A 25889-nucleotide genomic window follows, 5' to 3' on the forward strand; every position below is an offset into this window, starting at 1 on the left:
CAAAACTACTGCAGCCTGAATGTAATAGGCAAGGTAAAAAACACTTTTACCGCCTTACCATTCTGTTTACCGGGCTTCCATGCAGGCATGGCACTCACTACGCGCAGCGCTTCCTCATCGCAACCGCCACCAATGCCCCGCAATACTTTCGTACGACTGATAGCGCCATCTTCGTTCACGACAAACTGTATCAACACCTTACCTTCTATATTCGCCTGTATTGCCTGCTGCGGATAATGTACAGAACGCCCCAGGTAGCTATATATATCACCTTTAAATTCCGGCATCTGTTCCGCATATATCACAGGCTCTGCCGGCGGCTCTGATACGACATTTGAGTTGCCGGTTGGCTTGGTTGTATTCGTGGTGACAGAACTGCCAATAGGATCTCCTTCAGCAGTTACAGGGCCGGACTCCCGGCCTGCAAAACTATCTACAGGAGGCGGCGTATTGGTCACCACTTCGTCGGGACTAATTACAGGTAACGGATTCTGAATAGTGGGCACCGTTTCAGGCAGTGCAGGTCTTGTTTCCGGAGGTATGGGCTTAGGTGGTTTGGGGATAATCTCATCTGCATCAGTCAAAACAATGGGTGGTGTTACCATTACCACATTCTTCACCTCTTTACCTCGGGGCAATATAGCCAAAGTAACCAGTGTGATACAACAACCCACTATCAGCAGCAAGGCCTTCATCATACGTTGGTCCTGGTATTTCCTGAGTACGTATCCACCGTATTTTTTGTTACGGTTGTCAAACAGGATGTCTAAGTAGTCGGCTTGTGCAATTGCTTGTGCTTCCATAATCATACGTTTACTAATAAAACGCAGTGACACACACTATTCCATTAAGCAGATTGTAATTTGTTTGTCATTGTTACCTTACAGTTCACCCAGCAGTTTATTCTCTTCTTCGCTGATGTCTGTAAGCGCATAGTAGGGCACCTTATTGATCAGCATTTCGTCCAATATATTCACCACATCTTCGTAAGTACTATTATCTGCTGGTTTGATGATAACGTGCAACTGGTGCGCCTGCTTGCTGAAACTTGCGGGAAGATGTCTAAGTGCACTTTGCCTCTGCATAATAATATCACGCATAGCCTTCAGGTCTGTTGTTTGCAGTTCCTCCTTACTATCCGGCATGCCATTGTAATATACAAACCTATGCTCCGCAACAGGTATAATAGTAATGGTAGCAGTATCAATATAGCTGGTACCTCCGCCGTCATAATCTGCGGGAGTATTTATCTCCATAGCATTGGGTTTAACAAGCGTGGTTGTGTAAATAAAGAATGTAATGAGGATAAAACCCAGGTCTACCATTGGTGTCAGGTCTACCCTGGGTGTATGCCTGTTTCTGCCTCTGTCTTTACCGGTAGTTTGTAGCTCTGCCATAATACATCATTTATTTAATAGATGTTTATGAAACTACTTTCCATACACAAAACTGTCATAAAACGCGGATGGTTCCTATATATAACAGTACGGCGTGTGGGTTACCACACGCCGTACAATATCTCATGTAACCAGGTTAAGCTAGTGTGCTATATATATTTTAGCAGTTGCGTTTACTTCACTGCCATTTGCACGTACAAAATACCAGCCGGCTGGCAAAGCAGAGGTGTTCAGAGTCACCTCAGCCGCAGAAATCTGTTGCTGTAGCACCACCATACCAATGCTGTTCACCAATTGGACATTGAGCTCGGCAGGTCTGTTAAGCCTGATATGCACTCGGTCGTTTGCCGGGTTAGGATAAATACGGGCGGTGGTTTGAGTAATCGTACTTACACTTACAGAACCACAAACAGTTGACGTTACCAATGCAGCGCGTGGTCCGGCAATTGCAGCCTGCATCCTTTGCACCTGGCCTGCAGAGAACATGGTCATACATGCGTCATCAGCATAGTCCATAAAGTTCATAAACATAATACCGTCACCGGTAGCCGTGCAGTTATCCATTAAAGGATAGGTGGGGCAACCTGAACTTTCTCCGTCCTGTGGTGGGGTGTCAGCCACACCGTCATCATCTGAGCAACCGCTGGCACTGGTACCCCAAATATGCAACAGATTGAAATAGTGTCCGAACTCGTGACAAGCGGTTGCTCCCTTGTCGTTAGGCTGATTAGAGCTTGCAGTACCGGTATTACCCCATGCGCGGCTATCTATCACTATACCCTCCTCTCCTGCAGGTGCAGTACCAGGCGTATAAGTAAAACCCAGGTTACCATTGGTAAGGCCCACTAAGTATACGTTCACGTATTTGTCTGGGTCCCATGGTGCTACTCCACCTTTATTGGGATCAAAATAATCAGTTTCTCCATTAAAACTGCTGCTCACAGACACTCTATTGATACCTGAAAAAGCATTGCCATTGAGGTCTTTGCTTGCCAGGCAAAACTCCATATCCGGGTTACCGGCAAGGGCCTGGAAAGCTGCGGGGGTGTTAGAAAAATTTGCATTGGTTTTGCTATAAGCAGCATTCAATACAGGGAATTCTGATTGTATCTGTGCATCAGAAACATTCTCCCCGGCATCTTTATATAGCACATGCACAACTACTGGTACACGGGTAGTAGCAGTAGTTTTTTTAACAGCCCTGTTATTGGCTATCCATTGTTGAGTAAACGCTTCTAACTCGGCAACTTTCTGTGCCATTTCGGGATGCGCGGCAATACTTTCTTTTACCTTCTGAGACGTCATACACTTTTGTGCAGACACTGCCGCAGGCATTACAGCCGCCAGGCATAGCGTAATAAACTTGTTCATTAATGTTTGTTTTTAGTACGTTGATGCGCTAAAGATATTTACAAACCTTCATATTATATATACCTTGATAAGAAATTAATTCCACAGTTTGGTCCTTGTCAGTATATCGTCAGCATGTGCTATACAATTGCTGGATGCGGCGACATAGCAAGTGCCTTTCCCCTCAAAATCAGATAGCGTATTTATATAGATCACTTTGTCTTTTAATGGCGCTATTATGTAAATAAAGAAAATGATTACAATAGGACTCAAGGTCTACATCGGTGTCAGGTTACCCCGGGTATATGCCTGTTCCAATGTCAATTTTCACCTGTAGTTTGTAACTGTGCCACAAAACATCATCTATTTGGAAACTTTTTAGGCTAATATCGGAGTATGGGATTATCATAAATGCCTTAAATAAATCTACTCAATGAGACCTGACATATAGGTTAGCGTCATTATTACAACACCTATAGTCATTAAGCCTACCACATTGTTATTTTTTCGACAAACTATTAATGTCCTGAGTGCTGACAGTACAATCACATGTCAATAAATTATATACAATGAATTTATATTGATTTTTTGTTTAATAGGTATAATAAATTTGATGCATAAAAAAATCTTCTATGAAACGAATTTTGTTATCTATTCTCTGTTTTCTCTCGATTTCACTAAAGGCTCAGCACCCGCTTGTATTTACGGGATTTGATCTGAATTCCGGTTTGTTTGATTCCGATCCACAGCAGTTTGATTCCATCGGTAACAGAATGCTTTTCAGCGCAATAGATGCCGCCAATGGTCATGAAATTTGGATCTCAGATGGAACAGTAGCGGGAACAAAAATGTTGAAAGACATCTATTCCGGCGCCAATAGCAGCAATGCTATGCTTTCTGGTCACATAGTCATGAATGGCAAAATGTATTTTAGCGCCGAAGACGCCGCTAATGGTAGAGAGCTTTGGGTGACAGACGGTACGGTTGCAGGTACTCAGTTACTCACTGATATTTTCCCCGGCTCATCCAGTGGCATAGTAACATATATGTTTCCCACAGTCTTGAATAGCAAAATATATTTCCTTGCGTCCTCTTCGGCAAACGGTGTTGAAATATGGGAAACTGATGGTACTGCTGCCAACACCCATATACTTAAAGACATATATTCAGGAGCCATAAGCAGTGCACCAAACGGACTTACAGTGATGGGTGGAAAAATATATTTTAGTGCAAATGACGGTATTAACGGCGATGAACTTTGGGTAACAGATGGTACCGCTGCCGGAACTGTAATGGTAAAGGATCTGAACCCTGGTATTTCAGGTTCTCAAATTGCAAACATGCGTGTATTCAACGGCAAACTTTATTTCATGGCAGTGACAACACCAAGAGGCAGGGAACTTTGGGAAAGTGACGGCACAGCAGCAGGAACAAGTATATTAAAAGATATCAATCCCGGGGCAGGTTCAGGTGTATACGGCGATAATCTTGTGGAACTTAACGGAAAGTTGTTTTTTGCTGGTGATGATGGGATTGACGGTGTTGAGCTGTGGACGACCGATGGGACATCTGTCGGGACTAAGATGGTAAAAAATGTTTATCCAGGTGCCGGGAATGGTTGTTATCCCACTGAATTCGGCATCTATAACAACAAACTATTCTACAGGGCAGATGATGGCACAAATGGGTTTGAGCCCTGGTATAGTGACGGAACAGCTACAGGTACAGGTATGCTGATGGATATCGCATCGGGCAGTTGGTCAGATTCAGATCCGGGCTTATTTACTCAATACAAAAAGAATCTTTACTTTGTTGCTTGGAATGGAGCCGGCTTTCACATGTATATTTCTGACGGTACTGCAGCAAACACACAAATAATCGAACCTAATATTTCTCCTATCGCAACCAGCCCATATACCAATACAAGCAGGCTATACATGTTCGACAGCACTCTCTATTATAGAGCATCATACGATGGCGCCACCGGTGATGAGCTCTGGGCGCTAAAAGATACTACAAACTACACAACACCTCCCGGTGCAGTGCATCGAGTACAAATCAACGCTGTCAGCTCTGTGCATCCCAATCCAAACAACGGGAATTTTATCCTGCAACTAAATACCTTATCCATAACACCTGTGCTAATAAAGCTATATGACATGACCGGCAGGTTAACTTACTCAGAGCAACTTCCTTCCATGGATCTTACATACAAAATAAGTATTCCTGATTTACCGGCAGGATCATATTCACTATCTGTTATAACAGACAAAAATGTAAGTATTCATAAACTTTTGTTAGAATAGTAAAATGATATTAAAAAGAAGCCCGGTACAGTACCGGGCTTCTTTTTAATATTCTAATCGCACTATGGTGTTACTCATTGTGCACTACCTTACGATATCATTAGCAGGTACAACTCTTCTACCTCTTTCCTGGCCCACGGGGTCTTGCGCAAAAAGGTCAGGCTCGATTTGATACTGGGGTCGTACCGGAAACAGCGTATATTGATACGCTGCCCCAGTTGTTCCCAACCATATCTTTCTACCAGTTGCTCCAGCATCATTAATAAAGTGATGCCATGCAATGGGTTGTTCTTTTGTGTTTCCGGCATTGCTTAACTATTTTCCCGTTCGGCCTTCCATTGTTCGCGGTGCTTGCGTAGTGGATGGTCTTTCGATTTGTTGAATATCTTGATGCCATTCTCCCTGCCGGCACGGCGGGCGCGCTGTTCGTCTACAGGCAGGTTATGCTCTTCTTTACAATCCTCGCTGCAACAGCCCTGTAATTTTTCAGCACATTCTTCGCACTGAATGAACAGCAAGTGACAACCATCATTCTTACAATTGGTATGGGTATCGCATGGCTTACCACAAGTATGACATTCCGCTATCACATCGTCAGTAATACGCTCGCCCAGCCTGTCATCAAACACAAAGTTCTTCCCAATGAATTTTACAGGCAGTCCCTGCTCTTTAGCCCTACGGGTATATTCTATAATGCCACCTTCTACATGAAATACATTCTTGAAACCATTGTGCAGCATGTAGGCGCTGGCTTTCTCACAACGTATACCACCGGTACAGTACATGATAATGTTCTTATCCCTGTTGTCTTTCAGCATATCTACTGCCATCGGCAATTGCTCACGGAAAGTATCAGACGGCACCTCAATGGCACGTTCAAAATGGCCCACTTCATACTCATAGTGGTTGCGCATATCTACAATTATGGTCTCCGGGTCTGCAGCCAGTTCGTTATACTCTTTCGCCTTCAGGTACTTGCCCTTCTTACTCATATCAAAGGTCGGGTCATCTATCCCGTCAGCTACCACCTTGTGGCGCACCTTGATCTTCAATACCCAGAAAGATTTACCATCGTCATCTACAGCAATATTCATGCGGATACCGTTTAGCTCAGGCGCAGCTGCATATAGCGCATCCCTGAAAGCCTCATAATTACTTGCAGGCACACTTACCTGTCCGTTGATCCCCTCACTAGCTATGTAAATACGGCCAAATACTTTCAGCGGCTCAAAAGCCCGCCATAGGTCGTCCCTGATTTTTTGCGGTTCCGCAATATTGAAATACTGGTAGAAGGATACTGTGGTACGTGGCTCTGTCTCTGCCAACATACGCTGCTTCAGTTCCTCGTTCGATACCCGGTTGTGTAACACTGGCATGGTGTACCTCCTTAGATTTTAAACGATGAATTAATAATGCGCAAAGATAACGATTCTGGAGATTGGATAATAAATATCAAATACATGATATTGGTCACCTTTTTATTATACAAAGCACACTAACAATGCCATCCAACATCTGTCAGCCATTATCCAATATCAAGTTTTAAACTATCTTAGCGGCCATGAAAGTATTTATCGCAGGAGCATCAGGATTGGTAGGCAGTAATTGCATGAAACATTTCACCGAACAGGGTTGGGAGGTAGCAGGTTCTTACTTTTCATACCAGGTACCTGGAACCGTATATTACAATACACTCGAACCTGAAGATGCCAACAATTTTGACGTTGTTTGTTTTGCCCCTGACGTGATCGTTCATTGCGGTGCGCTGACGCACGTAGATAAGTGTGAGCAGCAACCCGAAGACAGCTATACGCAAACCGTACAAAGCACCATCAACCTGGTAGCTGTTGCAAAAAAGTGCAACGCACGCTTTGTTTACATTTCTACCGACTATGTATTTGATGGTACAGACGGACCTTATACTGAAGAGGACAAAGTAAACCCGCTGAGCGTTTACGGCAAACACAAACTGGAGGCTGAGCAATATGCCCTGAAAGAAATACCACAAACGCTGGTACTGAGGGTAACCAATGTATATGGACACGAGGCAAGGGGTAAGAACTTTGTAGCACGTATAGTGCAGCAATGCAAAGACAAACAAAAGCTGACACTTAAACTTCCGTACGACCAATACGCCTGCCCTACCAATGCATGGGATATAGCACGCTGCATGTACCTTTTATTAAGAGATGACAAGAATGGCATCTACCACATTGGCGGAACAGACTATACCAACCGTGTGCAACTGGCGTTGCGTGTTCTCCAATATTTCCCGGATGCCGAGTACGACCTGATACCCATGAATACAACAGAACTGAACCAACCTGCAGCACGACCACTGATTGGTGGTTTTATCACTGCAAAATTCAATAAAGAGTATCCTGATTTCCTGTTCGGGAACGTAGATGGCTTTCTGAAAGAGAGTTTATAACCTGAAGTAAACCTTCAAATACCTGCACCTAAATTATATGCTGCCGGGCATAAAAAAATCCCGACTTATCGTGATAAGTCGGGATAGGACTGTACTTACTAACCCATCGTAAGTAAAGCAAATATCTAAAAAAGGATTGGCATTTAGAAATTATTTTTTCTGTTATATAGCTATACCTGAACCCAACAATAAGCCATACTTATACCTCTTTACGCATTATAGAAATACTATATACATTGCCAATGTGAACTATAAAATTGACAAATTCGGCAATTTTGTCGCCTAAAAATAAGAAAAAGTGTCATTTTGTCTCTAAAAATCAATTGGTATTTAGTTTGTATTAATGTTCATGTAAACGAAATGATCAATTATAACATTAAAAACTAATAACAATTATGTACAAACACAGAAAAAACTTCACGATGACACCTGCAACTTTTGGCGGATTAATGGATGGTGTACTGAACAACAAATGGGACCGTATGTTTTTTGACGACAATTGGAGCAACGTGACCGCACCGGTAAACATTAAAGAGACCGATACTGCATACCAACTGGATGTGGTAGCTCCGGGACTGAAAAAGGAAGATTTTGACATCCAGGTAGAAAAAGACGTATTGTCTGTTTCATTCGAACAAAAAGAAGAGCAAAAGGAAACAACTGACAAGATGATCAGGAACGAGTACAAGTTCCGTTCTTTCAAAAGAAACTTTACCCTGGGAGATAAGATAAATGCAGCAGGAATCTCTGCTAATTATGCTGATGGCATATTGAGCGTAAACTTACCCAAAGCAGAACCAAACGAAGCAACAACAAGGAAAATAGATATAGCGTAAGATCGTGAGTGTAAGAGTAGTAGTTTGACAGATGAGGCGGGGCTTTTGCCCTGCCTTTTTTATTCATCTAACTCCCTAAGGAACCTGACTATGTCTTTCTTTCCTTTCTCCGACGCAATGATATGGAGCAACCCCGCTTGTCTGAACAGGTAGGTATTAATTGCGGTATCCTTGTCATCTAATATACCGTCCAGTGTTGCTTCTGATATCCACATACGGTTGTTCATCGCCAGCGCATCCAATATCGTATCCAGCGACTCGGTCTTACCCGTTTGAAAATAACCACCCATGAACATTGAACGCAACTGGTTATATATATTTTTCCTTCGCACCACTTGTATCTCCTGGTAGCGTTCAGCATATTCGGGATCTTGTTTCAACAGCAATGGCAGACTTACAAATAATGAACGGTAGCGGTATTGATTCTCATATATCTTCCTGTTCATCTGTAAAAAGCTATAAATTCCGGGTTCTTGTTCAGACTCAAACAATTGCGAATTACCTTCTGACAACCGGCTTATTAGCTCTCTGACCAGATCATTCTTTGTCGGGAAATAATACGTAATATTTCCTCCTTTCATATTCAACTCTCTCGATAACTCGCGTACACCCACATATTCTATACCCTGCGCGTTGTACATCTCCAGGGCTTTTTCTACTATTAATTCTTTGGTAGGTATTTTATTTTTTGACATTGTCAAGTATTTTATTTAATTTGACATTGTCAAAAATAAGTTTTCTTATGGAATTCCCATTTACTATTTCAAACGGATATGGCGAACATATCACCTTTCTTGGTTTTGAAGAAAACGACATGGGTAGCAACGTACTCGCACTGCAAAACGAAGTAGCACCCGGAGATGGTCCACCAATGCATGTTCATTTTAAGCAAGATGAGAAATTAACTGTAATAGAAGGGAAACTGGCATACCAGATGCCGGGCGGTGAGATCAACTATTGTAATGAAGGGGAAAGTGTGACTTTCAACGCCGGTACTCCACACAAATTCTGGAACGCCGGAGATAAAGTAATGCGTTGCAAAGGTTGGATATCACCACCAAACACAATTATCTATTTCCTGTCAGCTATTTATCAGTCTGCAAAAGAAAATAAGGCGCATGGTCGCCCCGGCACTTTCGACACAGCCTACCTGCTGAACAAATATGGCGGAGAATATGACTTTTATGAGATACCTGCTTTTGTCAAAAAGATCATCTTCCCCATCACATTATTTTTTGGCAAGTTGGCAGGCAAGCACAAAAAATTTGCAGATGCTCCTGACCCTGTTTAATGATATCAGGCATCAGCAGATGGAGACACCATCTTAGTATTAATGTTAAGCTGGTCGCCTTTATCCATAGTAAGGAACATGGTTTGCGTAGGATAGGCAAACACAATACCTTCATCCTCAAACTTCTTGAAGATAGCCAGGTATATCTGCTGCTGCTTGTCCATATATACAGGATAATCAGGCTCTAATACATAGTACACTGTTTCAAAATCAAGGCTGAAGTTACCGTAACCCGAAAAATGCGACCTGTCGAAACGGACGCCTTCTACATTATCTATAATTTCTTTTATATAGCCGGGTATTGCTTTCAGTTGCTCATGCGTGGTCTGGTATATTACTCCAAGCTTGAACAGGATACGACGTTCCTGTAGTTTCTTGAAGTTGTGCAGTCGTGAGTTGGTGAGGTTAGTATTGGAAATAACCAATATATCGCCTGTAAGGGTACGTATACGTGTAGTCTTAACACCTATATATTCAACAGTGCCGGACTTATCATCCACAACAATAAAATCACCTATCTCAAAAGGACGGTCGAAGAAAATAACGAAGTAACTGAACAGGTCGCCAAGTATGGTCTGGGCTGCCAATGCTATGGCTATACCACCAACGCCAAGACCGGCAATGATAGTGGTGACATCTTTACCCAGGTTGTCCAGCAGGAACACACCTCCCAGCATCCATACTATCACATTAACTATGATAAGTATGCCACGTGCCTGCTTCTTCTTGACCTCAGCATCTTCCTGTTTGTTCAAATAACTATAAACCGTATACTTAATCGCAGAGGTGATGATGCGCAACACATAAAACGTAAAAACGACCATCAATGCCGTATGCACAACAGCGTACACCGTATCGTTGAAGTTCAGCGACCTCATGGCCACATACGCACTACCAAAATATAGTATCGGAACGACACAGGTATGAATGATCTCTATCACAAAATCATCAAACTGCGTCACGGTTTTTTCTGCCAGCCTTTTCAGGTAGCGTATCAGCAGAAACTCAAAAACACGAATAAAAATACATAGACCTGCAAAAACACCTATCGCAATTCCCCAATCTTTAATACTATTACCCCAAACCATATATTGCCAGAAAGCACTCATAAATAAGTATATCTTAATAAGATGCAAAAATAATAATGAAATGTTACCGACAAATCAACTATCTGTGCAACTGCTTTTCAGGTTTCGTTTCTATCGGGTTTGTGTTGGCGGGAACTATATGGCCACCTGCAAGTTTCTTCTCTACATAGTCAGAGTGCATAACCCTGAGCGTACCCATATAGGTCATACTAAATTCCAGCAAGTCGCCTACTTTATACCCTTTGGGATTCTGTCCCAGGTCTACCACGATCATATCAGAGCTTTCGCCTACCAGTTTTATGTTTTCGTCAGAAGGGATAAGATGATTAGACTCGATATCCAGCAACCCAAGGTCTATAATTGCCCTGTAGGAAGAAGCAGCCCGTTGCTCATCATTAAACTCTTTTATTTCACCGGTAAGGTTATGTCCAAGCTCTCCAATAGGCACCGTCGGCTTTTCTGTAAGCTCAATGATCTCAGCATATAACTTAAAGACATCGTTATGCATTTGGTCGAAAGGTTTGTTATGGTAAACATCTGTACCTAAAAACAAAGTCTCACCTACTCTGAAATGATTAACACCTTCGGGCAACAGGTTTTGAAATATAAGTGGTATTGTAACTGATGAGCCACCTGATACATAAGGTATCTTCTTATTGAACTTAGCCTCTATCAGTTCTTTGTACAGGCTCAGTTGTATCAACTTATCATGATTCGGCAATACGCCATACATGCAGGTAAGGTTGGTTCCAATACCTATTACTTCGATATTCGGCAGTTCAAACACCTTTGCGTAAAAGTCCATAAAGTCTTCGCGCATCACGCCTTCGCGCAGCTCACCCAGTTCTATCATAATGATAACTTTGTGGGTCTTATTCTGCTCAACTGCAGCGTCAGATAACAGCTTTATGGTCTCAAACTCCGTATTAAAGCTCACGTCTGCAAACTCAACGATTTTACGCACAGACCTTTTGGGCGGCGGTTTGATATAAGCCGTCTCCACTTCAGGATTTATAGCCTTAATACGTTTCAGATTAGTAACCCTTGAATCGCAAACTTCTTTTACGCCAAGCTTCAATAACACATCCAGGTAGGTCTTGTTACCGCACAGCATTTTTGAAACAACCGACCATTTGATGCCTTTTTGTTTAAAAAGTGTGTCCAGGTAATGATAGTTATCCGCCAGCTTCTCTTTATCTAATGTAACAAACGCCATGGCTTATTTTTTTAACCTCATTTCAAGATACTTATTGGTAAACCCCAATTTCTCATACAGGAACTTAGCCGGGTTTTCTGGCTCTACGTGCAAGGCGACATCGCCTTCGGCTATTTCTATAGCTTTCTGCATAAGTTTTTTCCCAATGCCTTTCCCCCTGTGTTGATTATGTGTAGCTATGTACACAAGTATATTATCGGGTATATAACCATTCATACCTGTTTTATTCACTACTACGGCTCCGGTGATATCATCACCTTCAGTTGATGTTAAAACAAAGCCTCCCGGCTTACCCCCTTCTCCCAGCGAGTAGCGCATAGCCTTAGCTATATCTTCCATCCTGTCGCCGTACTGCTCCAGGTGTGTGTGTAAAAACTCGTTAATAGCCTTGAACTGTGCCTCTTCCGGCATTACAGTTGGTGTATATGTGCGTATTTCCATAATTATGTATTGCAGCAATACAACACGCAGAGTCAATAGTAATTGACGTAAAAGACCGGCCAAAAATAAAAAAACGTGCAGTAGATCGCTGAAAATGAACAGATAACAGCCGGCGCAAAAGAAATATTACAATGCAAAGATACAACAATTATTTTTATCTCTTTTGTAACCGGACGACAACAGGCTACACACTACGCCCGGCCCGCCTCCTGCGATAATATACAATAGTATATATACCCAAAGCTACAAAGGGGATAGTAGACAACAGCACCCTGACATTCAGGCTCATTAACCCTATCAGGAAAATAAAAAGTAATAATAAGCCTATACATCCCAGGCCAATATAAGTCAGCACCTTACCCGGTTGTTTCTGAAATAAAGTAAACAACAATAGCAATTGCCCCAGCATAGGGATAACAGTAAACGGATGCACAGCAGACCTTGTGTTGGCAAACAGCTTTGTTATTACTTCCCATTCAGCTGTAAATAAAAATACGCTGCTATCTTTCCCCCACTCCATATATCCAATAAGTGATGTAAGTATCAAAAACAGATTCAGCATCCTGCCTTTCATGATATTTGTTTTATGTAATTAAGCTATTTTATTTCTTTGTGGTTATACATTCACCCATGGGAAAAGCGTCCCAACCATCTTTCTGTCTTATTTCGGCTACTAATACACCATCCTTCTTTACAGGCTTCAGCCATAATTCTACAGGCTTGCTCTCCAGCGGATCGTCGTGAAACATTTTCCCCAACATCCCGCACTTTACTTTGTAAGCAATACCCGTAATGGCTTCATTACCTTTATTTTTCACAACTGTCGCTTGTGTAAATTTAGCATCACCTATCACACCCGTGGCTGTGCCGTCTGACGTTATTTTCACACGTATAGCTACCCTGCCTTTTACAAAGCTATACTTGAGTCCTTTCGCACGTACCCTTACCGTCAGCACGGCACTATCACTGTACCATTCGCCTGTGTAAGCAGGGGGAATAGTTGTAGTCGCAGGACTAAAAGAGCACAATACGTACAGCATTATTGACAAGGCTATAGCTGGTAATAACCCCAAAACATATTTATTCATCTTCACGGATATTTTACCCGCCAAAGGTAAAGATGGGCTATATTAAAACAGATACACCTAAGTTAACTTCCCTACTGTGCAAACCTTTTTCTTATTCGGCTTAACGACTGCGGTTTTACGCCTACGTACGAGGCTATCAGGTATTGAGGAATACGCTGTGCCAGGTCGGTATAGTTGGCCATAAATTTCTTGTACCGCTCTTCCTGGTTATGCATATAGATGGACAAAAGCTGGCCAACCATCACATCAAAGCGGTGTTCTATTATAATCCTGCCCAGCAGGTTGCCATGTGGTGTATTATTAAAGATGTACTGTACATCTTCATAATTAATAACGAGCAGCTCACAGTTCTCTATTGCCTGTATATTCTGTACAGTCTTTATATGATTGTTGAAGCTCTGGTAATCGGCAATAAATTCACCCTCTTTTGTAAACTCAAAGGTTGCTTCTTCGTCGTTCTTATATACAAAGTACCGAACCAACCCGGTTTTTATAAAGCCGATATATTTATCCATCTCTCCTTCCTTCAGAAAAAATGCCCCTTTGGTCAGCAACATAGGCTTAAAGGCTTTAGTTATAAGCTCTTCTTCCTCCGGGCTAAGCAGGGTAATACTATTGAATATTCTTAGCAGGTCGCCATGCATACTTTATCATTAAGTAATACACGAATATAAAAACTCATGTAACAAGTTTTTATTGTTTCACAAATTTCAAAACTGAATATGAGCCGTTCCCCAAACGGATAAAATACAGTCCCGGCGACAGGTCAGAAACATCAACCCTGTCGCCTGACTCAACCAATGTCTTTTGCACCAGGTAGCCGGCGGTATTATATATATTCAGAACCGCGGGCACTGCATCCTCTGCAAATGTAACAGTAATACTGCTGTTTACAGGATTGGGAAATATACGCCAGACTTTTTGTACCGGACTTTTTGCAATATAAGTAGTCCCGCAATTAAACGTTACCGAAGAGGTGGTCGTATCATAAGGACAATGTGTAGCTGGGTCGACTACCTTACATTCATATTTACCCTCAGTTGTGATGAACAATGTATCCTTGTTTATCGATGATTGTAAAAGTGTATCATTTCTATACCATAAGATATTTTCTGTACCTGACAAAGTCCCGTTGATATGCAATACACTAAACCAAACAGTATCACCCTTACAGGGGTCTCCGTTTGGCATTATATCAAAATAGTAGCCTGACCATTCCGGTGTTTTTGAAAATGTTTGCGACAACTCCGAGCAACCATTGACTGTCGACATCACAGCAAACTGTGATATACCGTAAGCCTTGTAATTAATGAGTGACCTGTCGTGCTCGGGAAGACGATCATAATTATAGAACCATTGATAGGAGTCTGCGGTCTGTGTCCAAAGGGTGTCATAATTGCATAACCATGCATTGTTGGTATATATCGTAGGGGTATGGCTGCAAAACTGGATAATAGTGTCTGTCGTACTTGTGTGCATCCCCTGCATATCACAATTGGTAGTTGTCAGCGAAACTTTATAAGTACCGTTTGAACTATACAAGTGAGAGGGATAGGGCTGATCGGATGTCGTATTGTCACCAAAATCCCACAATATTGTTTCAGCCATGTACCTGTTTTTCATATGAAATAATACTTCATTAACACCCGCACCTACCTGGTAGGTAAAGTCAGAGGAGGGTGGCAGTTTCATATCCCACGAACTTAGCTTACTATACACCTGTGTTTTAACAACACTCCTGATAATGGCAGCATCCCCGGCACTCAAACCCGGATTGAAAGATATGCCGGTAGGGTCCTTTTTAAACAGAGTGGTATAAAAGCAACAAGCTGCCGCATAAGTACCTGCTAATGAGGGATGGCTCTCATCCGGTTGATATAGGTTGATATTGGGATAATGTACCCTCAGATAATGCCAGGCTATTGAAACAGGTGACACCTCTGCATTCAACTCACCGGCCAACTCAAGATATTCGTCCCTGATTGTAGTGTCCATACCATCATAGGTACACATCACCGGAAATTTCGGACAATTGGCAGAATCGCCGTTTTTCCTGCCCCAGGTCATGTACAGCATTATTACAGAACAAGGCTTGTATTGATTGATAATGTCTGTAATACCATGCGCCCCACCAAAGAACTGCGAGGTATGCGTTACCGGTTCCTGGCTTTGTCCCTGTATCACTATATAATCCCAATTGTCGCTCTTTATTTTGTTACGCACATTCGTATCTGCATAATGATCCTGTAGTTTGTAGGCACCCGGGGCATATAGGTCATATGTCAACACATCACCGGCAGACGAAGCAGCGCTACTGACCATTTGAGGCAAATTATTCACATAGGTGTAGCTATTACCGATAAATAAGGTCTTAAGAGTAGTTTGGGCATTGACTTGCCCTTTAACAAACAATAATAATAAGCACGACAGGAAAAATAACCGGGATAAGTTTTTCACAGTTAACACAATTACAATTTTTACAAATTATTTACTGCATAGGTAATCGGCCAATGTAAAGCTATGTAGTTTGGTATTTACAAAAAATTATTAGCCAATTAAAATACCCACAATAAAAAAGCCGATCTCAAAGAGATCGGCTTTTGTGCCTCAGGCGGGAATCGAACCCGCACTCACATTGCTGCGAACAGGATTTTAAGTCCTGCGTGTCTACCAGTTCCACCACCAAGGCAGCCTTGCTGCCTGCAAAACAGGCTTAAAACAAAAAATTCCAAACGCTGGGTTTGGAATTTAATGATATGAGCGGAAGACGAGATTCGAACCCGCGACCCTCACCTTGGCAAGGTGATGCTCTACCAGCTGAGCTACTTCCGCATACGTTGTAAGAACTTTGGGAGTGCAAAGATAGGTGACAAAAAGTAAAAACCAAAACCCTGAAAATATATTTCTTTTTATGAGAAGACCTCTGCCCTCACATCCTAAAATATGTCCTGTATATTAACATCTTACCCCTTACTGATATACCTTTGCAGCTACATGCCCGACAACAAGGTACTGACACTGATTCAAAAAGACCTGCTGCTGGAATGGCGGCAAAAGCACACCCTGTATGGCGTACTGCTTTATGTAGGCTCCACAGTGTTTATGGTATATATGATGAGCGGCCAGCCCGAAGCCAAAATATGGAACGCCCTGTTCTGGATCACCCAACTATTTATTGCGGTCAACTCGGTTGCCAAAAGTTTCCTGCAGGAGCACCCTAATCGTTTCAGGTATTATTTTACCATTGTCCCGCCGGTGCACTTCCTGCTGGCCAAAATGGTATACAGCACGCTGCTCATGCTTATGGTCAGCGGCATCGCCCTGGTATTATTTAATATCATGCTGGGGGCGCCCATTGTTCAATTGGGAGTATTTACCGGTGTAACAGCACTGGGAGGTATCAGCCTTGCGGTAATATTCACCTTCCTGTCCGCCATAGCGGCAAGGGCGCACAATAATGCCGCCCTGATAGCCATACTGGGTTTCCCGCTGGCTACGCCTATATTAATGATACTGAGCAAACTGGCGGTAAAGGCCATAGTGCCCGTTTACCAGCCCGGCTGGTGGAAACTGATGATCGTATTATCCTCACTGGATATATTAATAATAATATTAGGTATTATACTATTCCCGTTTCTGTGGCAGGAATAATATAATCTTATACATTTGCTAAAACTTTTTAATTGAGCCCATGCGAAGATCCTGGTGGAAGGTAGCCTGTGTTATTCTGTTAGCTTATGCAATAATCGGTGGATTGTTATTACCTGTTCCCCGCAGGCACATCCTCAACGAAACCATCCGCAACCTGTACTACCACGTACCTATGTGGTTTTCTATGATATTATTATTTGCAGGAGGTTTCGGGTATTCTATTAAATACCTCCGCTCGGGCAACCTGGTGCATGACATCAATGCTGCCGTGCTTACCAAAGTAGGCATTGTGTTCAGCATCCTGGGTATGGTCACTGGTATGGAATGGGCCAAATATACATGGGGAGAGCCCTGGAGCAACGACCCCAAACAACTGGGCACTGCTATATGCATGCTCATATACTTTGCCTACCTCATACTTCGTGGCGGTATGAACGACGAAGAGAAACGCGCCAAGATAAGTGCCGTATATAATATTTTCGCTTTCGCACTGATGATACCGCTGATATGGGTACTACCCCGTATGGTCGATTCGCTGCACCCCGGCAACGGTGGCAACCCCGGTTTCAACGCTTATGACCTGGACAGCCAGATGAGGGCAGTATTCTACCCGGCTGTCATCGGATGGTTCCTCCTGGGGTTGTGGATAAGCACCCTGGCGATAAGGGTAGAACTGCTGCGTTTTAAAAGGGAAAATGATTTTCTTAACTTCGAAAAGTAATTGACATACAATGTATAAAGTATCATTCCTGACAACAGTTTTTACGCTGCTTTTTCTGCTGCAGGCCGCTGCGCAGGAAAATACGCCCGAAATGGCCGACGCGATGCGTACAGATGGTAAAATTTACGTTGTTGTTTTAGTATTAGCCACTATCTTTGCGGGATTAATTACTTACCTGGTGAGAATTGATCGCAAGATCGGCAACCTGGAAAAAAACAAATAGTATCATTTTTTAACTAAACAAAATCATGGGAGAAGCAACAACTGCAGATTCAAAAAAAGCCCATTACAGTTTCTTTCGCGGCGTAGAGCAAAATTTCGACAAGGCTGCAAAATACACTCGTTTCGAGCCAGGTATACTGGAGCAGATCAAATCATGCAACAGTGTGTACAGGATGAAATTTCCTGTCAGGATTGGTGAAGAGATAGAGGTTATTGAAGCGTATCGTGTACAACACTCCCACCACAAACTGCCTTGTAAGGGCGGCATCCGCTACAGTATGGATGTAAACCAGGACGAAGTGATGGCGCTCGCTGCACTTATGACCTACAAATGTGCTATTGTAAATGTTCCTTTCGGCGGTGCCAAAGGCGGTATCAAGATCGACCCCAGGAAATACACTCCGTTCGAACTGGAAAAAATTACCCGCAGGTATGCATCAGAACTGGTGAAGAAGAATTTCATCGGCCCCGGCATCGACGTTCCGGCTCCTGACTACGGTTCAGGCGCAAGAGAAATGAGCTGGATCGCTGACACCTATGCTTCTCTGAAACCGGGCGAGATAGACTCTCTGGGTTGTGTTACAGGTAAACCTGTTACACAAGGTGGTGTTCGTGGCCGTACCGAGGCTACAGGCCTGGGTGTATATTATGGTATCCGTGAGGTATGTTCTATTGCCGAAGATATGGAGAGGGTTGGCCTGACAGCTGGCCTGGCAGGTAAAAAAGTGATCGTTCAGGGCCTGGGTAACGTAGGTTACCACGCTGCCAAATACTTCCACGAAGGTGGTGCTATCATCGTTGGCCTGGCCGAATACGAAGGTGGTATCTATAATGAGAACGGTCTTGACCCGGACAAAGTAGTGGCATACCGCAAAGAAAACAAATCAATACTGGGCTACCCCGGTGCTACAGATATACCTAACAGTGCGCAGACACTGGAGATGGATTGCGACATCCTGATACCGGCTGCTCTGGAGAACGTGATCAACGGCAGCAATGCCGACAGGATCAAGGCAAGGATCATCGGCGAAGCTGCCAACGGCCCGCTGACACCTGAAGCTGATGAGATACTGCTGGCCAAAGGTTGTATCATAGTTCCGGATATGTACATCAACGCAGGTGGTGTTACCGTTTCTTACTTCGAGTGGTTGAAGAACCTGAGCCACGTTCGTTTCGGGCGTATGGACAAGCGTTTCAGCGAAAATCAGAATACGCAGATACTGCAATCGGTTGAAGCACTGACAGGCAAGAAAGTAACTGATATCGAACGCAAGCAGATACTGCATGGACCTGATGAAGTAGACCTGATCTACTCAGGACTGGAAGACACGATGATCGACTCATACCACGAGATCCGCGATATGATGATCACCCTGGGTATCAACGATATGCGTACGGCTGCTTTTGTTGTGTCTATCAACAAAGTAGGTGTAGCTTACGAAGAGCTGGGTATCTTCCCATAATCGACAATTACAATAAATAATTATAGAACCGCCTCTTATAAGAGGCGGTTTTTTGTTTTATTACCCTTCATTCATCTGTAGTATATTAGCGATTCTGTATGAACTTCAACCGTTTTAAAAAGAAGATCAAAACCAAACTACTGGCTAGGCTGCTGGCGGGAGGCAATGTCACCTGCAATGTCTGTGGCAGTTCATACAGTTCCTTCCTACCCTACCTCGACAGGCCCAACGCACTATGTCCTCAATGCGGCTCGCTGGAGCGCACCAGGCTGATATGGCATTTTATAGAACAGTTGCAACTCATAACCAATAATACAAAGCTGCTGCATATAGCACCTGAAAAATGCCTGTACGATATCTTCTCAAAAAAGCTGGGCAAGAACTATATCCCCGCCGATAAGTTTGAAGAAGTATACACCTACCCCAAAGGCACTGTGCATATGGACATCACCGACATCAACATGGAGGATGAAACGGTCGATGCTATCATCTGCATCCATGTGCTGGAGCATATAAAGGACGACCAAAAGGCCATAGCCGAACTATACCGCGTACTGAAAAAAGGAGGCTTCGCCATATTACAAGTACCATACGAGAAAGGCAGGGCCACCACTTACGAAGACCCATCCATCACATCGCAGGAAGAAAGGCGCAAACACTTCGGCCAGTTCGACCATGTTCGTATATACGGTACTGATTTTATGGATAGGTTCACAGACCCGGGATTTAAGGTAGAACACCGAAACTATGCTGACACCTTAACATCGGCCATAAAAGACCGTCACGTTTTCAAGCAGCAGGAGATATTCCTGTTGAGGAAATAAAACCTGCATGCTATCCGTTCTGCTGTTTCAGGTACAGCGTGGTAAGCGTGCGCGCCCAGTAGCGTGGAACACTATACTCATTTTGCAGGTGCGCCACCACATCGTTCGACTTTTTGTCCTCTGCCTTGAAAGCCTTGAGTATCTTTATCCAATCCGCAATTTTTTTCCCTGTTTTCTCAACCACCTGTTCATCCGTCACATCCCAATATTCTTTCTTCATAATTATCGTTTTGTGTAAGAGTTACAGTATTGAAATTAATTGATAAAAGCGAATAACGGTATTGGCCCAACACGAACCATATTATCTGTAACTGTCTCCGGGGGGATTGTTACCATTTATACGATCCACTATTTTCATCGTCTCCTTCCCATTGATGTCATTTCTGAGAATTATTTTTTTGTCCGGACCAATAACAAAAAAGTTGGGCAATGAGAATATCTCCAGTAATTGCAGTACCTGTGGTGTAGCGGGGCCACTCCACCCATTATCCATTTCGCTTATGGCAACCGCATTATAAAGCCCTCTTTTATTCTTACTCACATCCTCCTGCCACATGGCGGTTCTTGAAGAACTTTCAGCAGCCACCGTTATTATCTGCAGGCTGTCATTACCGGAAATTTGTTCCTGTATCAGCGGCAACACATCCTTAGCGATCCTGAGGCACGGAGCACACCATGTACCCCAGAAATACATGATAGTGTATTTGCCTGCCAACCGGTTGGTAATATCAATTTTCGTTAATGTTGTGTCGTTAACGAACATAGGGAAATCTATCTTGTCAGGAACCTCAAACAAGTAAGAGTGCGCTTTAGAAATAGTGGGAAATTTCACCTTAAGTACATCCAGTTCATGCTGTATCTTTTCTATGGAATCAGCTGTCATGTTGCGCCAGTCACTATATTGCTCATTCAGGTCAAATATCCTGCTCACTTCGTCCCCATGCCATGCCTTTATCGACCTCAATATGGTCTTGTCTACCCTGTGTGCAGTGTATAGCGGCCATTTTGTACACATGTTCGGGGTATACTCAAAATCACCCAATGCCTTTGTCTGATCATATACTATCGACAGGAGTTCCGTTACAGGAACAGCAGTAATCGCATCCGGTTGATGGTTCAGTAACAGATCTGTCAACATGGACTTATAATAATCCGGATCTATATTATCCAAAGCGGATAGCTTTTGCCACAATGCCTGTATAGATGCTATGGTAACATCCTTGAGTTGACCTGTTACCAGTTTACTTAATTCATTTACAGGTTCAGACTGTTCAAGGTTCAGGTTGACCGTATCCCCTTCAACGTATACTATTTTCCTGCTGCCAAAATAGTCAACCAGGTAAATACCATCTTCTGAATGACTGATGACAATAATGCTATCATTTACAGAAACTGCCTTCTTAAAACCGGTATCCCTGTACCTGTTTTCCGTAATTACCTGATCAAGCTTTTTGTAGTAATACGTTTTCTGCTCAGCAGCAAATGGGTTGCTACCTGCATGAGCATAGCCGGTGCATAAAAGTATTAGTGCTGAATATATTATTCTTAGTGACATCTTGCGGTTTAACAAGCAAAGTAACCAATCCTGCCCTTGAATGCAACAAGCAGCTCCCCCCTTTGGTCGGTCTTGTTAGCATACTAACTCCCGTCCAGCATGGCCACAAGCTATATGAAGGTAAACGAACGATATATTTTATAAAAAACAGCCTCCTTTTTGTCCAGAAAATCACGGTAATGACAACATGCAGTATAAGTCTAAATTATTCGCTACAAAATACATGAGTAATAGACTTGGTATATAATGGCGTACTGTTTTAGTTACATCTGTCATTATCCTCATACCCGGCTTTTCCCTTTTGGCAGGCAGTTGCAGGGGCCTTATGTCTTAAATGGTGGGCATACGTACCTGCGAGTCCTTCAATGTAGATAATTATGGACTCCACACCCGTAAAGACATATTCAAAAAGAAACATGCTGAATGCAGCTACGACTCGCAACTCCTCACCAAACCATCCGTCTTTATTCTCAACATAGGCGAGAAAGAATTACGTCGCTCTACTGAATACAATGAGCTGAAAAAATAAATACGGAGAGTAGGTAGCAACCCAACATGCTCCCTCAAGGGCTACCGGTATAGGGGTTACTCTACGAAGTACATTTTCAATTCTCCTTTACCCTTCGCCTCTATCTCTCCACGATACGAACAGGTGAAATTATCTTGCACCAATTCGTATGTTGTTTGAGAAATATTGATTTTTCCCGCCTCGCTGTTCTGCTCCATACGAGCAGCGGTGTTTACTGTATCGCCCCAGATATCGTAGGCGAATTTCTTTACACCCACTATACCGGCCACTACGCTACCGCTGTGTATGCCAATGCGTATCTCAAATGTTTTATCTCCTAATTGTTGCCGGCGTTGCAACATGAATGCTCTTATTTCTTGCGCTGCTTGTACTATTTTTTCTGCATGGCGTTGATCAGCAGTAGGCAAACCGCAAACTGCTAAGTATGCATCACCGATCGTCTTTATTTTTTCTATGTTGTACTTGTCCAGTATCTCGTCAAAGGCTTTAAAGCAGTTGTGCAGCTCTTCAACGAGTGCCTGCGAACCCATATGTTCGCCCGCGGTGGTGAAGTTCACAAAGTCGGTGAACAATACTGTTACATGATCATACTGCTGTGCTGTCGTGGCACCACGTTCTTTAAGTTCGTCGGCTACTTCTTCAGGTAATATGTTCAATAAAAGGTCGTCAGATTTCTTCTTCTCTTCTGCTATTTCCTTTGTCCTTTCTTTTACTGTCTTTTCAAGTTTCTCATTATCTGCCATTAAGCTCCGCTCCCGCCATTTGCTGAATATGCGCAGACCTGACAAAAACAGGAGTACATAAGTTGTATACATCCACCAGGTGCGGTACCACGGCGGCAATACGCTGAATGTATATTCAAGAGGTTCGCTCCACACACCATCCGCGCTTTGTGCCTTTACTTTAAAGGTGTATTTACCCTCGCGTATGTGGCCAAATACAGCGCCTGTGTTTTGGGTCACTGGCCCCCAGTTCTTATCATAACCCTCCAGCATATATCGGTAGCGTACACCCTGTGGGCGGCCGGGCTGAATGGCGTTGAACCGGATAGTAATGTGGTTGTGCTGATAGGGCAATTCAAGGTTTTGGGGCACATGATAAAAATCAGATAGGCTATCGAATTTTACCCCTGTATATTTTTTGCGCAGGCTGTCTCTTTCAGGCTGAGAAAGTTCGCCTCCGTATATATCAGCCTCTTCCATAGCAAATGCGGGAGTGGTATTTTCTGTTGCCTCCTGTATTGGCAACAGGCTGCTCCAGCTTACAGCTTCTTCGTTTATAAGGACACTTTTAATAATAACATTTGGCTGAGTGCTGTCGTTATCCAAAGCTGACGGGTCATACCTGAGAAGGCTGGTTCCTTCATAGCTGCAACATAGCCAGATGATGCCTTTGCTGTCAACGAACAAGCTGGTCTGCGCCGCGTTCACATCAGTTACCGGGTAGCCCGTCCTGTTACCAAGTAATGTCATATTTTCCAATCGGGATAGGTCGCCCGGCATAGTAAACAGGTTCAATCCCATATTCGTGGCAACAGCTATTTTACCATCCGGCAAAAATGCCATTTGCCCGATCCAGTTGTCAGACAAACCGTCTTTTTGGGTAAAGGCTTTGAAAAGTGGGGGTCCGGGTGTGAGCTCGTGCCCCTGTTTGCGTATTGCAGCCGTCATAATATTAAGCCCTGCGCTGGTGCCTATCCATAAATTACCCGTACTATCCTCAAGTATCCGCCATACCTGGCCATGGCTCAATCCCTGTTGGGTAGTGTAGTTGGTAAAACTTTTTCCATTGTAACAACTCAGGCCATTATTATAAGATCCCATCCAGAGGTTACCCGCATGGTCTTCTGTTATCGTCCATATATAGTCAGAGATCAAACCTTGTTTTGTAGTATAATTGATAAAACTTCTGCCATCGTATCGGCATAAACCTTTGTTGGCTGTACCAAACCAGAGCACACCAGCAACATCTTCCGTTATACACATTATTGTGTTGGAGGGTAGTCCTTGCCTGGTTGTGAACCGTGTAAAAGTTTCGCCATCAAACCGGATAACACCAAAGCCGGAGGTTGCCAGCCAGAGGTTACTATTCTTGTCTTCGTACACTGCCATTATCCATACGCCACTTATAGCAGGGTGTTTGTATTGAGTAAAATAGGTACCGTCAAAACGGGTCAATCCGCTATCTGTACCTATCCAAATATTACCTTTACTGTCCTCAGTGATACTTTTTACAAAAGTGCTGGTCAATGCTCTTCCTTCAGAGAAATTGATAAATGCTTTACCCTCAAAACGACATACGCCACCACCCATTGTGCCAAACCAGGGTTTCCCGTTTTTATCTATGGTCACGCAATAAATATCATTAGTAGTCAGGCCATTTGCAGTTGTAAAATTTGCAAAACTGCCACTGGTGACTGGTTCAACCCTTGTGTTGTAACAACTCAACCCGCTGCGCGTACAGAACCATATATTACCATCGCTATCCTGTGCCATATCCCGTATGAAATTGGCAATAAGGCCATCAGCGGTAGTGAAATTCCTGAAAACGTTGCCATCATACACACTCACTCCATTGTTGGTACCCAGCCAAAGCAGTCCGTTTTTATCTTGCAGAATCCTTGTCACAATATTGCCTGCAAGGCCATCTTTAACAGTGAAGTTTTTAAACCTGCCACCGGAGTAACAACTTAAACCGCCATCAGTGCCTATCCATAACGTGCCTTTGTCATCTTCTGCTAATGATGTTATGTTGTTTGATAGCAGGCCGTCTTTTTTGTAATAATTTGTAAAACTGTCCTCATAGAAGCAACTCAGGCCCTTAGTAGTACCTATCCATACCTTCCCATCCCGGGTGCCCTTACTACAGCTAACAGTATTCCGTGCCAGTCCTTCTTGCTCAGAAAAACGTTTTAGTGATTTTCCGTCGTAGCAGGCTACACCATAGTTCTGGTTGCCGAGCCATATCCTGCCCATGGCGTCTTCGCAGATTGCCGTGCTGCCCATATCCAACCCGTGTACATCTGTGTAGTTAATAAAAGAACTGCCGTCAAAACAACTCACACCTCCGCCACTTGTGCCGAACCATAACCGGCCTCTGCTGTCTGTAAATGCTACTACGGCACCGTCCAGCGCCAGCCCGTCAGCAGAAGAGTATACAGTAAAATTGTACCTGCCAACTTCGTTAATGCTTACAGGGTTTGCACCTTCCACCATCTCGGCAGGCACAACAAAAGACTTAGGTTCCGGCATGGTATCCAGCATCACCACTTTAGGTTGCAGGCTATCCGGCAGGTCGGCAATAACTGTAACTATTGGTGCCGCAAAACTATCCTGCAGGACAGGTGCATCTGCAACCTCTTCCCGATTAGCACAAGCTGTCAGCAGCAGCAAAGGAAACAATAGTCGCTTCATTGGGGATGTATTGAAACATTAAGATATAAAAATATGTCGCTATGTTTCTACAGAGTATATTTTTAAT

At 43.3% G+C, this 25889-nt stretch carries 26 protein-coding genes and 2 tRNA genes; 10 read left to right on the forward strand and 18 right to left on the reverse strand.

The window, feature by feature from the left end; translation table 11 throughout:
- Nucleotides 1-5: 5 nt before the first annotated feature.
- The 3 genes from H6550_11840 to H6550_11850 all read right to left on the reverse strand — a co-directional run bounded on the left by H6550_11840 (nucleotide 6) and on the right by H6550_11850 (nucleotide 2768).
- Entirely contained in the window at nucleotides 6-803 is a 798-nt protein-coding gene (locus tag H6550_11840) for an energy transducer TonB (GenBank protein MCB9046815.1), read from the reverse strand.
- 78 nt (nucleotides 804-881) lie between these two features.
- Complete coding sequence (locus H6550_11845) at nucleotides 882-1397, reverse strand: biopolymer transporter ExbD (protein MCB9046816.1); 516 nt, start codon at nucleotides 1395-1397, stop codon at nucleotides 882-884.
- Nucleotides 1398-1538: 141 nt separating this feature from the next.
- A complete protein-coding gene (locus H6550_11850; protein ID MCB9046817.1) occupies nucleotides 1539-2768 on the reverse strand; it encodes a T9SS type A sorting domain-containing protein in 1230 nt (409 codons plus the stop codon).
- Between the two features lie 611 nt (nucleotides 2769-3379).
- Between H6550_11850 and H6550_11855 the strand changes: the two genes are divergently transcribed.
- Nucleotides 3380-5053, forward strand: a complete 1674-nt coding sequence (locus tag H6550_11855) for a T9SS type A sorting domain-containing protein (GenBank protein ID MCB9046818.1) — start codon at nucleotides 3380-3382, stop codon at nucleotides 5051-5053.
- Between the two features lie 89 nt (nucleotides 5054-5142).
- Here H6550_11855 and H6550_11860 read toward each other — a convergent pair whose 3' ends face one another.
- Nucleotides 5143-5361, reverse strand: coding sequence for a DUF2132 domain-containing protein (locus tag H6550_11860; protein ID MCB9046819.1), 219 nt, complete (start codon nucleotides 5359-5361; stop codon nucleotides 5143-5145).
- A 3-nt stretch (nucleotides 5362-5364) separates the two neighbouring features.
- Nucleotides 5365-6429 (reverse strand): rhodanese-related sulfurtransferase, encoded by a 1065-nt coding sequence (locus H6550_11865; GenBank protein MCB9046820.1) that lies wholly within the window; start codon nucleotides 6427-6429, stop codon nucleotides 5365-5367.
- A gap of 185 nt (nucleotides 6430-6614) precedes the next feature.
- On the opposite strand from H6550_11865, the gene H6550_11870 reads away from it, so the two are divergent.
- Entirely contained in the window at nucleotides 6615-7484 is an 870-nt protein-coding gene (locus tag H6550_11870; GenBank protein MCB9046821.1) for an SDR family oxidoreductase, read from the forward strand.
- A 395-nt stretch (nucleotides 7485-7879) separates the two neighbouring features.
- On the forward strand, nucleotides 7880-8320 hold the full coding sequence (locus H6550_11875) for an Hsp20/alpha crystallin family protein (protein ID MCB9046822.1): 441 nt from the start codon (nucleotides 7880-7882) through the stop codon (nucleotides 8318-8320).
- Between the two features lie 59 nt (nucleotides 8321-8379).
- Here H6550_11875 and H6550_11880 read toward each other — a convergent pair whose 3' ends face one another.
- Nucleotides 8380-9015: a TetR/AcrR family transcriptional regulator gene (locus H6550_11880; GenBank protein MCB9046823.1), complete on the reverse strand. Its 636-nt coding sequence runs from the start codon at nucleotides 9013-9015 to the stop codon at nucleotides 8380-8382.
- A gap of 47 nt (nucleotides 9016-9062) precedes the next feature.
- Here H6550_11880 and H6550_11885 point away from each other — a divergent pair, with 47 nt between their 5' ends.
- A complete protein-coding gene (locus H6550_11885; protein ID MCB9046824.1) occupies nucleotides 9063-9611 on the forward strand; it encodes a cupin domain-containing protein in 549 nt (182 codons plus the stop codon).
- 5 nt (nucleotides 9612-9616) lie between these two features.
- On the opposite strand, the gene H6550_11890 is transcribed toward H6550_11885, so the two are convergent.
- The 9 genes from H6550_11890 to H6550_11930 form a co-directional block, all read right to left on the reverse strand.
- Nucleotides 9617-10720, reverse strand: a complete 1104-nt coding sequence (locus H6550_11890) for a mechanosensitive ion channel family protein (protein MCB9046825.1) — start codon at nucleotides 10718-10720, stop codon at nucleotides 9617-9619.
- Nucleotides 10721-10778: 58 nt separating this feature from the next.
- Nucleotides 10779-11915, reverse strand: a complete 1137-nt coding sequence (locus tag H6550_11895) for an alanine/ornithine racemase family PLP-dependent enzyme (protein ID MCB9046826.1) — start codon at nucleotides 11913-11915, stop codon at nucleotides 10779-10781.
- A 3-nt stretch (nucleotides 11916-11918) separates the two neighbouring features.
- Nucleotides 11919-12356, reverse strand: a complete 438-nt coding sequence (locus H6550_11900; protein MCB9046827.1) for a GNAT family N-acetyltransferase — start codon at nucleotides 12354-12356, stop codon at nucleotides 11919-11921.
- 184 nt (nucleotides 12357-12540) lie between these two features.
- Nucleotides 12541-12930, reverse strand: a complete 390-nt coding sequence (locus tag H6550_11905) for a hypothetical protein (GenBank protein MCB9046828.1) — start codon at nucleotides 12928-12930, stop codon at nucleotides 12541-12543.
- 28 nt (nucleotides 12931-12958) lie between these two features.
- A complete protein-coding gene (locus tag H6550_11910) occupies nucleotides 12959-13444 on the reverse strand; it encodes a hypothetical protein (GenBank protein ID MCB9046829.1) in 486 nt (161 codons plus the stop codon).
- Between the two features lie 71 nt (nucleotides 13445-13515).
- The gene (locus tag H6550_11915) at nucleotides 13516-14088 is read right to left on the reverse strand and encodes a Crp/Fnr family transcriptional regulator (GenBank protein MCB9046830.1); all 573 of its coding nucleotides are present in this window, start codon (nucleotides 14086-14088) and stop codon (nucleotides 13516-13518) included.
- Nucleotides 14089-14137: 49 nt separating this feature from the next.
- Nucleotides 14138-15766 (reverse strand): T9SS type A sorting domain-containing protein, encoded by a 1629-nt coding sequence (locus H6550_11920; GenBank protein ID MCB9046831.1) that lies wholly within the window; start codon nucleotides 15764-15766, stop codon nucleotides 14138-14140.
- A gap of 281 nt (nucleotides 15767-16047) precedes the next feature.
- Nucleotides 16048-16133 (reverse strand) — tRNA-Leu (locus H6550_11925).
- Nucleotides 16134-16203: 70 nt separating this feature from the next.
- Nucleotides 16204-16276, reverse strand: a tRNA-Gly gene (locus H6550_11930).
- A gap of 162 nt (nucleotides 16277-16438) precedes the next feature.
- On the opposite strand from H6550_11930, the gene H6550_11935 reads away from it, so the two are divergent.
- From H6550_11935 to H6550_11955, 5 genes are all read left to right on the forward strand, one after another.
- Complete coding sequence (locus tag H6550_11935; protein MCB9046832.1) at nucleotides 16439-17095, forward strand: heme exporter protein CcmB; 657 nt, start codon at nucleotides 16439-16441, stop codon at nucleotides 17093-17095.
- Between the two features lie 40 nt (nucleotides 17096-17135).
- The gene (gene ccsA / locus H6550_11940) at nucleotides 17136-17816 is read left to right on the forward strand and encodes a cytochrome c biogenesis protein CcsA (protein MCB9046833.1); all 681 of its coding nucleotides are present in this window, start codon (nucleotides 17136-17138) and stop codon (nucleotides 17814-17816) included.
- A gap of 10 nt (nucleotides 17817-17826) precedes the next feature.
- Nucleotides 17827-18039: a CcmD family protein gene (locus H6550_11945; protein MCB9046834.1), complete on the forward strand. Its 213-nt coding sequence runs from the start codon at nucleotides 17827-17829 to the stop codon at nucleotides 18037-18039.
- Between the two features lie 25 nt (nucleotides 18040-18064).
- The gene (locus H6550_11950; GenBank protein MCB9046835.1) at nucleotides 18065-19501 is read left to right on the forward strand and encodes a Glu/Leu/Phe/Val dehydrogenase; all 1437 of its coding nucleotides are present in this window, start codon (nucleotides 18065-18067) and stop codon (nucleotides 19499-19501) included.
- Between the two features lie 98 nt (nucleotides 19502-19599).
- Nucleotides 19600-20325 carry a methyltransferase domain-containing protein gene (locus tag H6550_11955; GenBank protein MCB9046836.1) on the forward strand — a complete coding sequence of 242 codons (726 nt, stop codon included), beginning with the start codon at nucleotides 19600-19602 and terminating at the stop codon, nucleotides 20323-20325.
- Nucleotides 20326-20335: 10 nt separating this feature from the next.
- Here H6550_11955 and H6550_11960 read toward each other — a convergent pair whose 3' ends face one another.
- Both H6550_11960 and H6550_11965 read right to left on the reverse strand, forming a co-directional pair.
- Nucleotides 20336-20545, reverse strand: coding sequence for a DUF4287 domain-containing protein (locus tag H6550_11960; GenBank protein MCB9046837.1), 210 nt, complete (start codon nucleotides 20543-20545; stop codon nucleotides 20336-20338).
- A gap of 81 nt (nucleotides 20546-20626) precedes the next feature.
- Nucleotides 20627-21880 (reverse strand): TlpA family protein disulfide reductase, encoded by a 1254-nt coding sequence (locus H6550_11965; GenBank protein ID MCB9046838.1) that lies wholly within the window; start codon nucleotides 21878-21880, stop codon nucleotides 20627-20629.
- Nucleotides 21881-22214: 334 nt separating this feature from the next.
- On the opposite strand from H6550_11965, the gene H6550_11970 reads away from it, so the two are divergent.
- Entirely contained in the window at nucleotides 22215-22409 is a 195-nt protein-coding gene (locus tag H6550_11970) for a hypothetical protein (protein ID MCB9046839.1), read from the forward strand.
- A gap of 56 nt (nucleotides 22410-22465) precedes the next feature.
- Here H6550_11970 and H6550_11975 read toward each other — a convergent pair whose 3' ends face one another.
- On the reverse strand, nucleotides 22466-25822 hold the full coding sequence (locus H6550_11975; protein MCB9046840.1) for a hypothetical protein: 3357 nt from the start codon (nucleotides 25820-25822) through the stop codon (nucleotides 22466-22468).
- Nucleotides 25823-25889 lie beyond the last annotated feature (67 nt).

The sequence above is a fragment of the Chitinophagales bacterium genome (assembly GCA_020636495.1).
In the GTDB taxonomy this organism is placed as follows: Bacteria; Bacteroidota; Bacteroidia; order Chitinophagales; family Chitinophagaceae; genus UBA5543.

Coding starts and splice junctions, on each gene's coding strand:
- H6550_11955 (MCB9046836.1), top strand. CDS start 19,600: ATGAACTTCAACCGTTTTAAAAAGAAGATCAAAACCAAACTACTGGCT.
- H6550_11935 (MCB9046832.1), top strand. CDS start 16,439: ATGCCCGACAACAAGGTACTGACACTGATTCAAAAAGACCTGCTGCTG.
- H6550_11950 (MCB9046835.1), top strand. CDS start 18,065: ATGGGAGAAGCAACAACTGCAGATTCAAAAAAAGCCCATTACAGTTTC.
- H6550_11945 (MCB9046834.1), top strand. CDS start 17,827: ATGTATAAAGTATCATTCCTGACAACAGTTTTTACGCTGCTTTTTCTG.
- H6550_11865 (MCB9046820.1), bottom strand. CDS start 6,429: ATGCCAGTGTTACACAACCGGGTATCGAACGAGGAACTGAAGCAGCGT.
- H6550_11880 (MCB9046823.1), bottom strand. CDS start 9,015: ATGTCAAAAAATAAAATACCTACCAAAGAATTAATAGTAGAAAAAGCC.
- H6550_11850 (MCB9046817.1), bottom strand. CDS start 2,768: ATGAACAAGTTTATTACGCTATGCCTGGCGGCTGTAATGCCTGCGGCA.
- H6550_11910 (MCB9046829.1), bottom strand. CDS start 13,444: ATGAATAAATATGTTTTGGGGTTATTACCAGCTATAGCCTTGTCAATA.
- H6550_11975 (MCB9046840.1), bottom strand. CDS start 25,822: ATGAAGCGACTATTGTTTCCTTTGCTGCTGCTGACAGCTTGTGCTAAT.
- H6550_11840 (MCB9046815.1), bottom strand. CDS start 803: ATGGAAGCACAAGCAATTGCACAAGCCGACTACTTAGACATCCTGTTT.
- ccsA (MCB9046833.1), top strand. CDS start 17,136: ATGCGAAGATCCTGGTGGAAGGTAGCCTGTGTTATTCTGTTAGCTTAT.
- H6550_11960 (MCB9046837.1), bottom strand. CDS start 20,545: ATGAAGAAAGAATATTGGGATGTGACGGATGAACAGGTGGTTGAGAAA.
- H6550_11885 (MCB9046824.1), top strand. CDS start 9,063: ATGGAATTCCCATTTACTATTTCAAACGGATATGGCGAACATATCACC.
- H6550_11870 (MCB9046821.1), top strand. CDS start 6,615: ATGAAAGTATTTATCGCAGGAGCATCAGGATTGGTAGGCAGTAATTGC.
- H6550_11970 (MCB9046839.1), top strand. CDS start 22,215: ATGGTGGGCATACGTACCTGCGAGTCCTTCAATGTAGATAATTATGGA.
- H6550_11905 (MCB9046828.1), bottom strand. CDS start 12,930: ATGAAAGGCAGGATGCTGAATCTGTTTTTGATACTTACATCACTTATT.
- H6550_11845 (MCB9046816.1), bottom strand. CDS start 1,397: ATGGCAGAGCTACAAACTACCGGTAAAGACAGAGGCAGAAACAGGCAT.
- H6550_11890 (MCB9046825.1), bottom strand. CDS start 10,720: ATGAGTGCTTTCTGGCAATATATGGTTTGGGGTAATAGTATTAAAGAT.
- H6550_11915 (MCB9046830.1), bottom strand. CDS start 14,088: ATGCATGGCGACCTGCTAAGAATATTCAATAGTATTACCCTGCTTAGC.
- H6550_11965 (MCB9046838.1), bottom strand. CDS start 21,880: ATGTCACTAAGAATAATATATTCAGCACTAATACTTTTATGCACCGGC.
- H6550_11920 (MCB9046831.1), bottom strand. CDS start 15,766: ATGGTCAGTAGCGCTGCTTCGTCTGCCGGTGATGTGTTGACATATGAC.
- H6550_11900 (MCB9046827.1), bottom strand. CDS start 12,356: ATGGAAATACGCACATATACACCAACTGTAATGCCGGAAGAGGCACAG.
- H6550_11855 (MCB9046818.1), top strand. CDS start 3,380: ATGAAACGAATTTTGTTATCTATTCTCTGTTTTCTCTCGATTTCACTA.
- H6550_11860 (MCB9046819.1), bottom strand. CDS start 5,361: ATGCCGGAAACACAAAAGAACAACCCATTGCATGGCATCACTTTATTA.
- H6550_11895 (MCB9046826.1), bottom strand. CDS start 11,915: ATGGCGTTTGTTACATTAGATAAAGAGAAGCTGGCGGATAACTATCAT.
- H6550_11875 (MCB9046822.1), top strand. CDS start 7,880: ATGTACAAACACAGAAAAAACTTCACGATGACACCTGCAACTTTTGGC.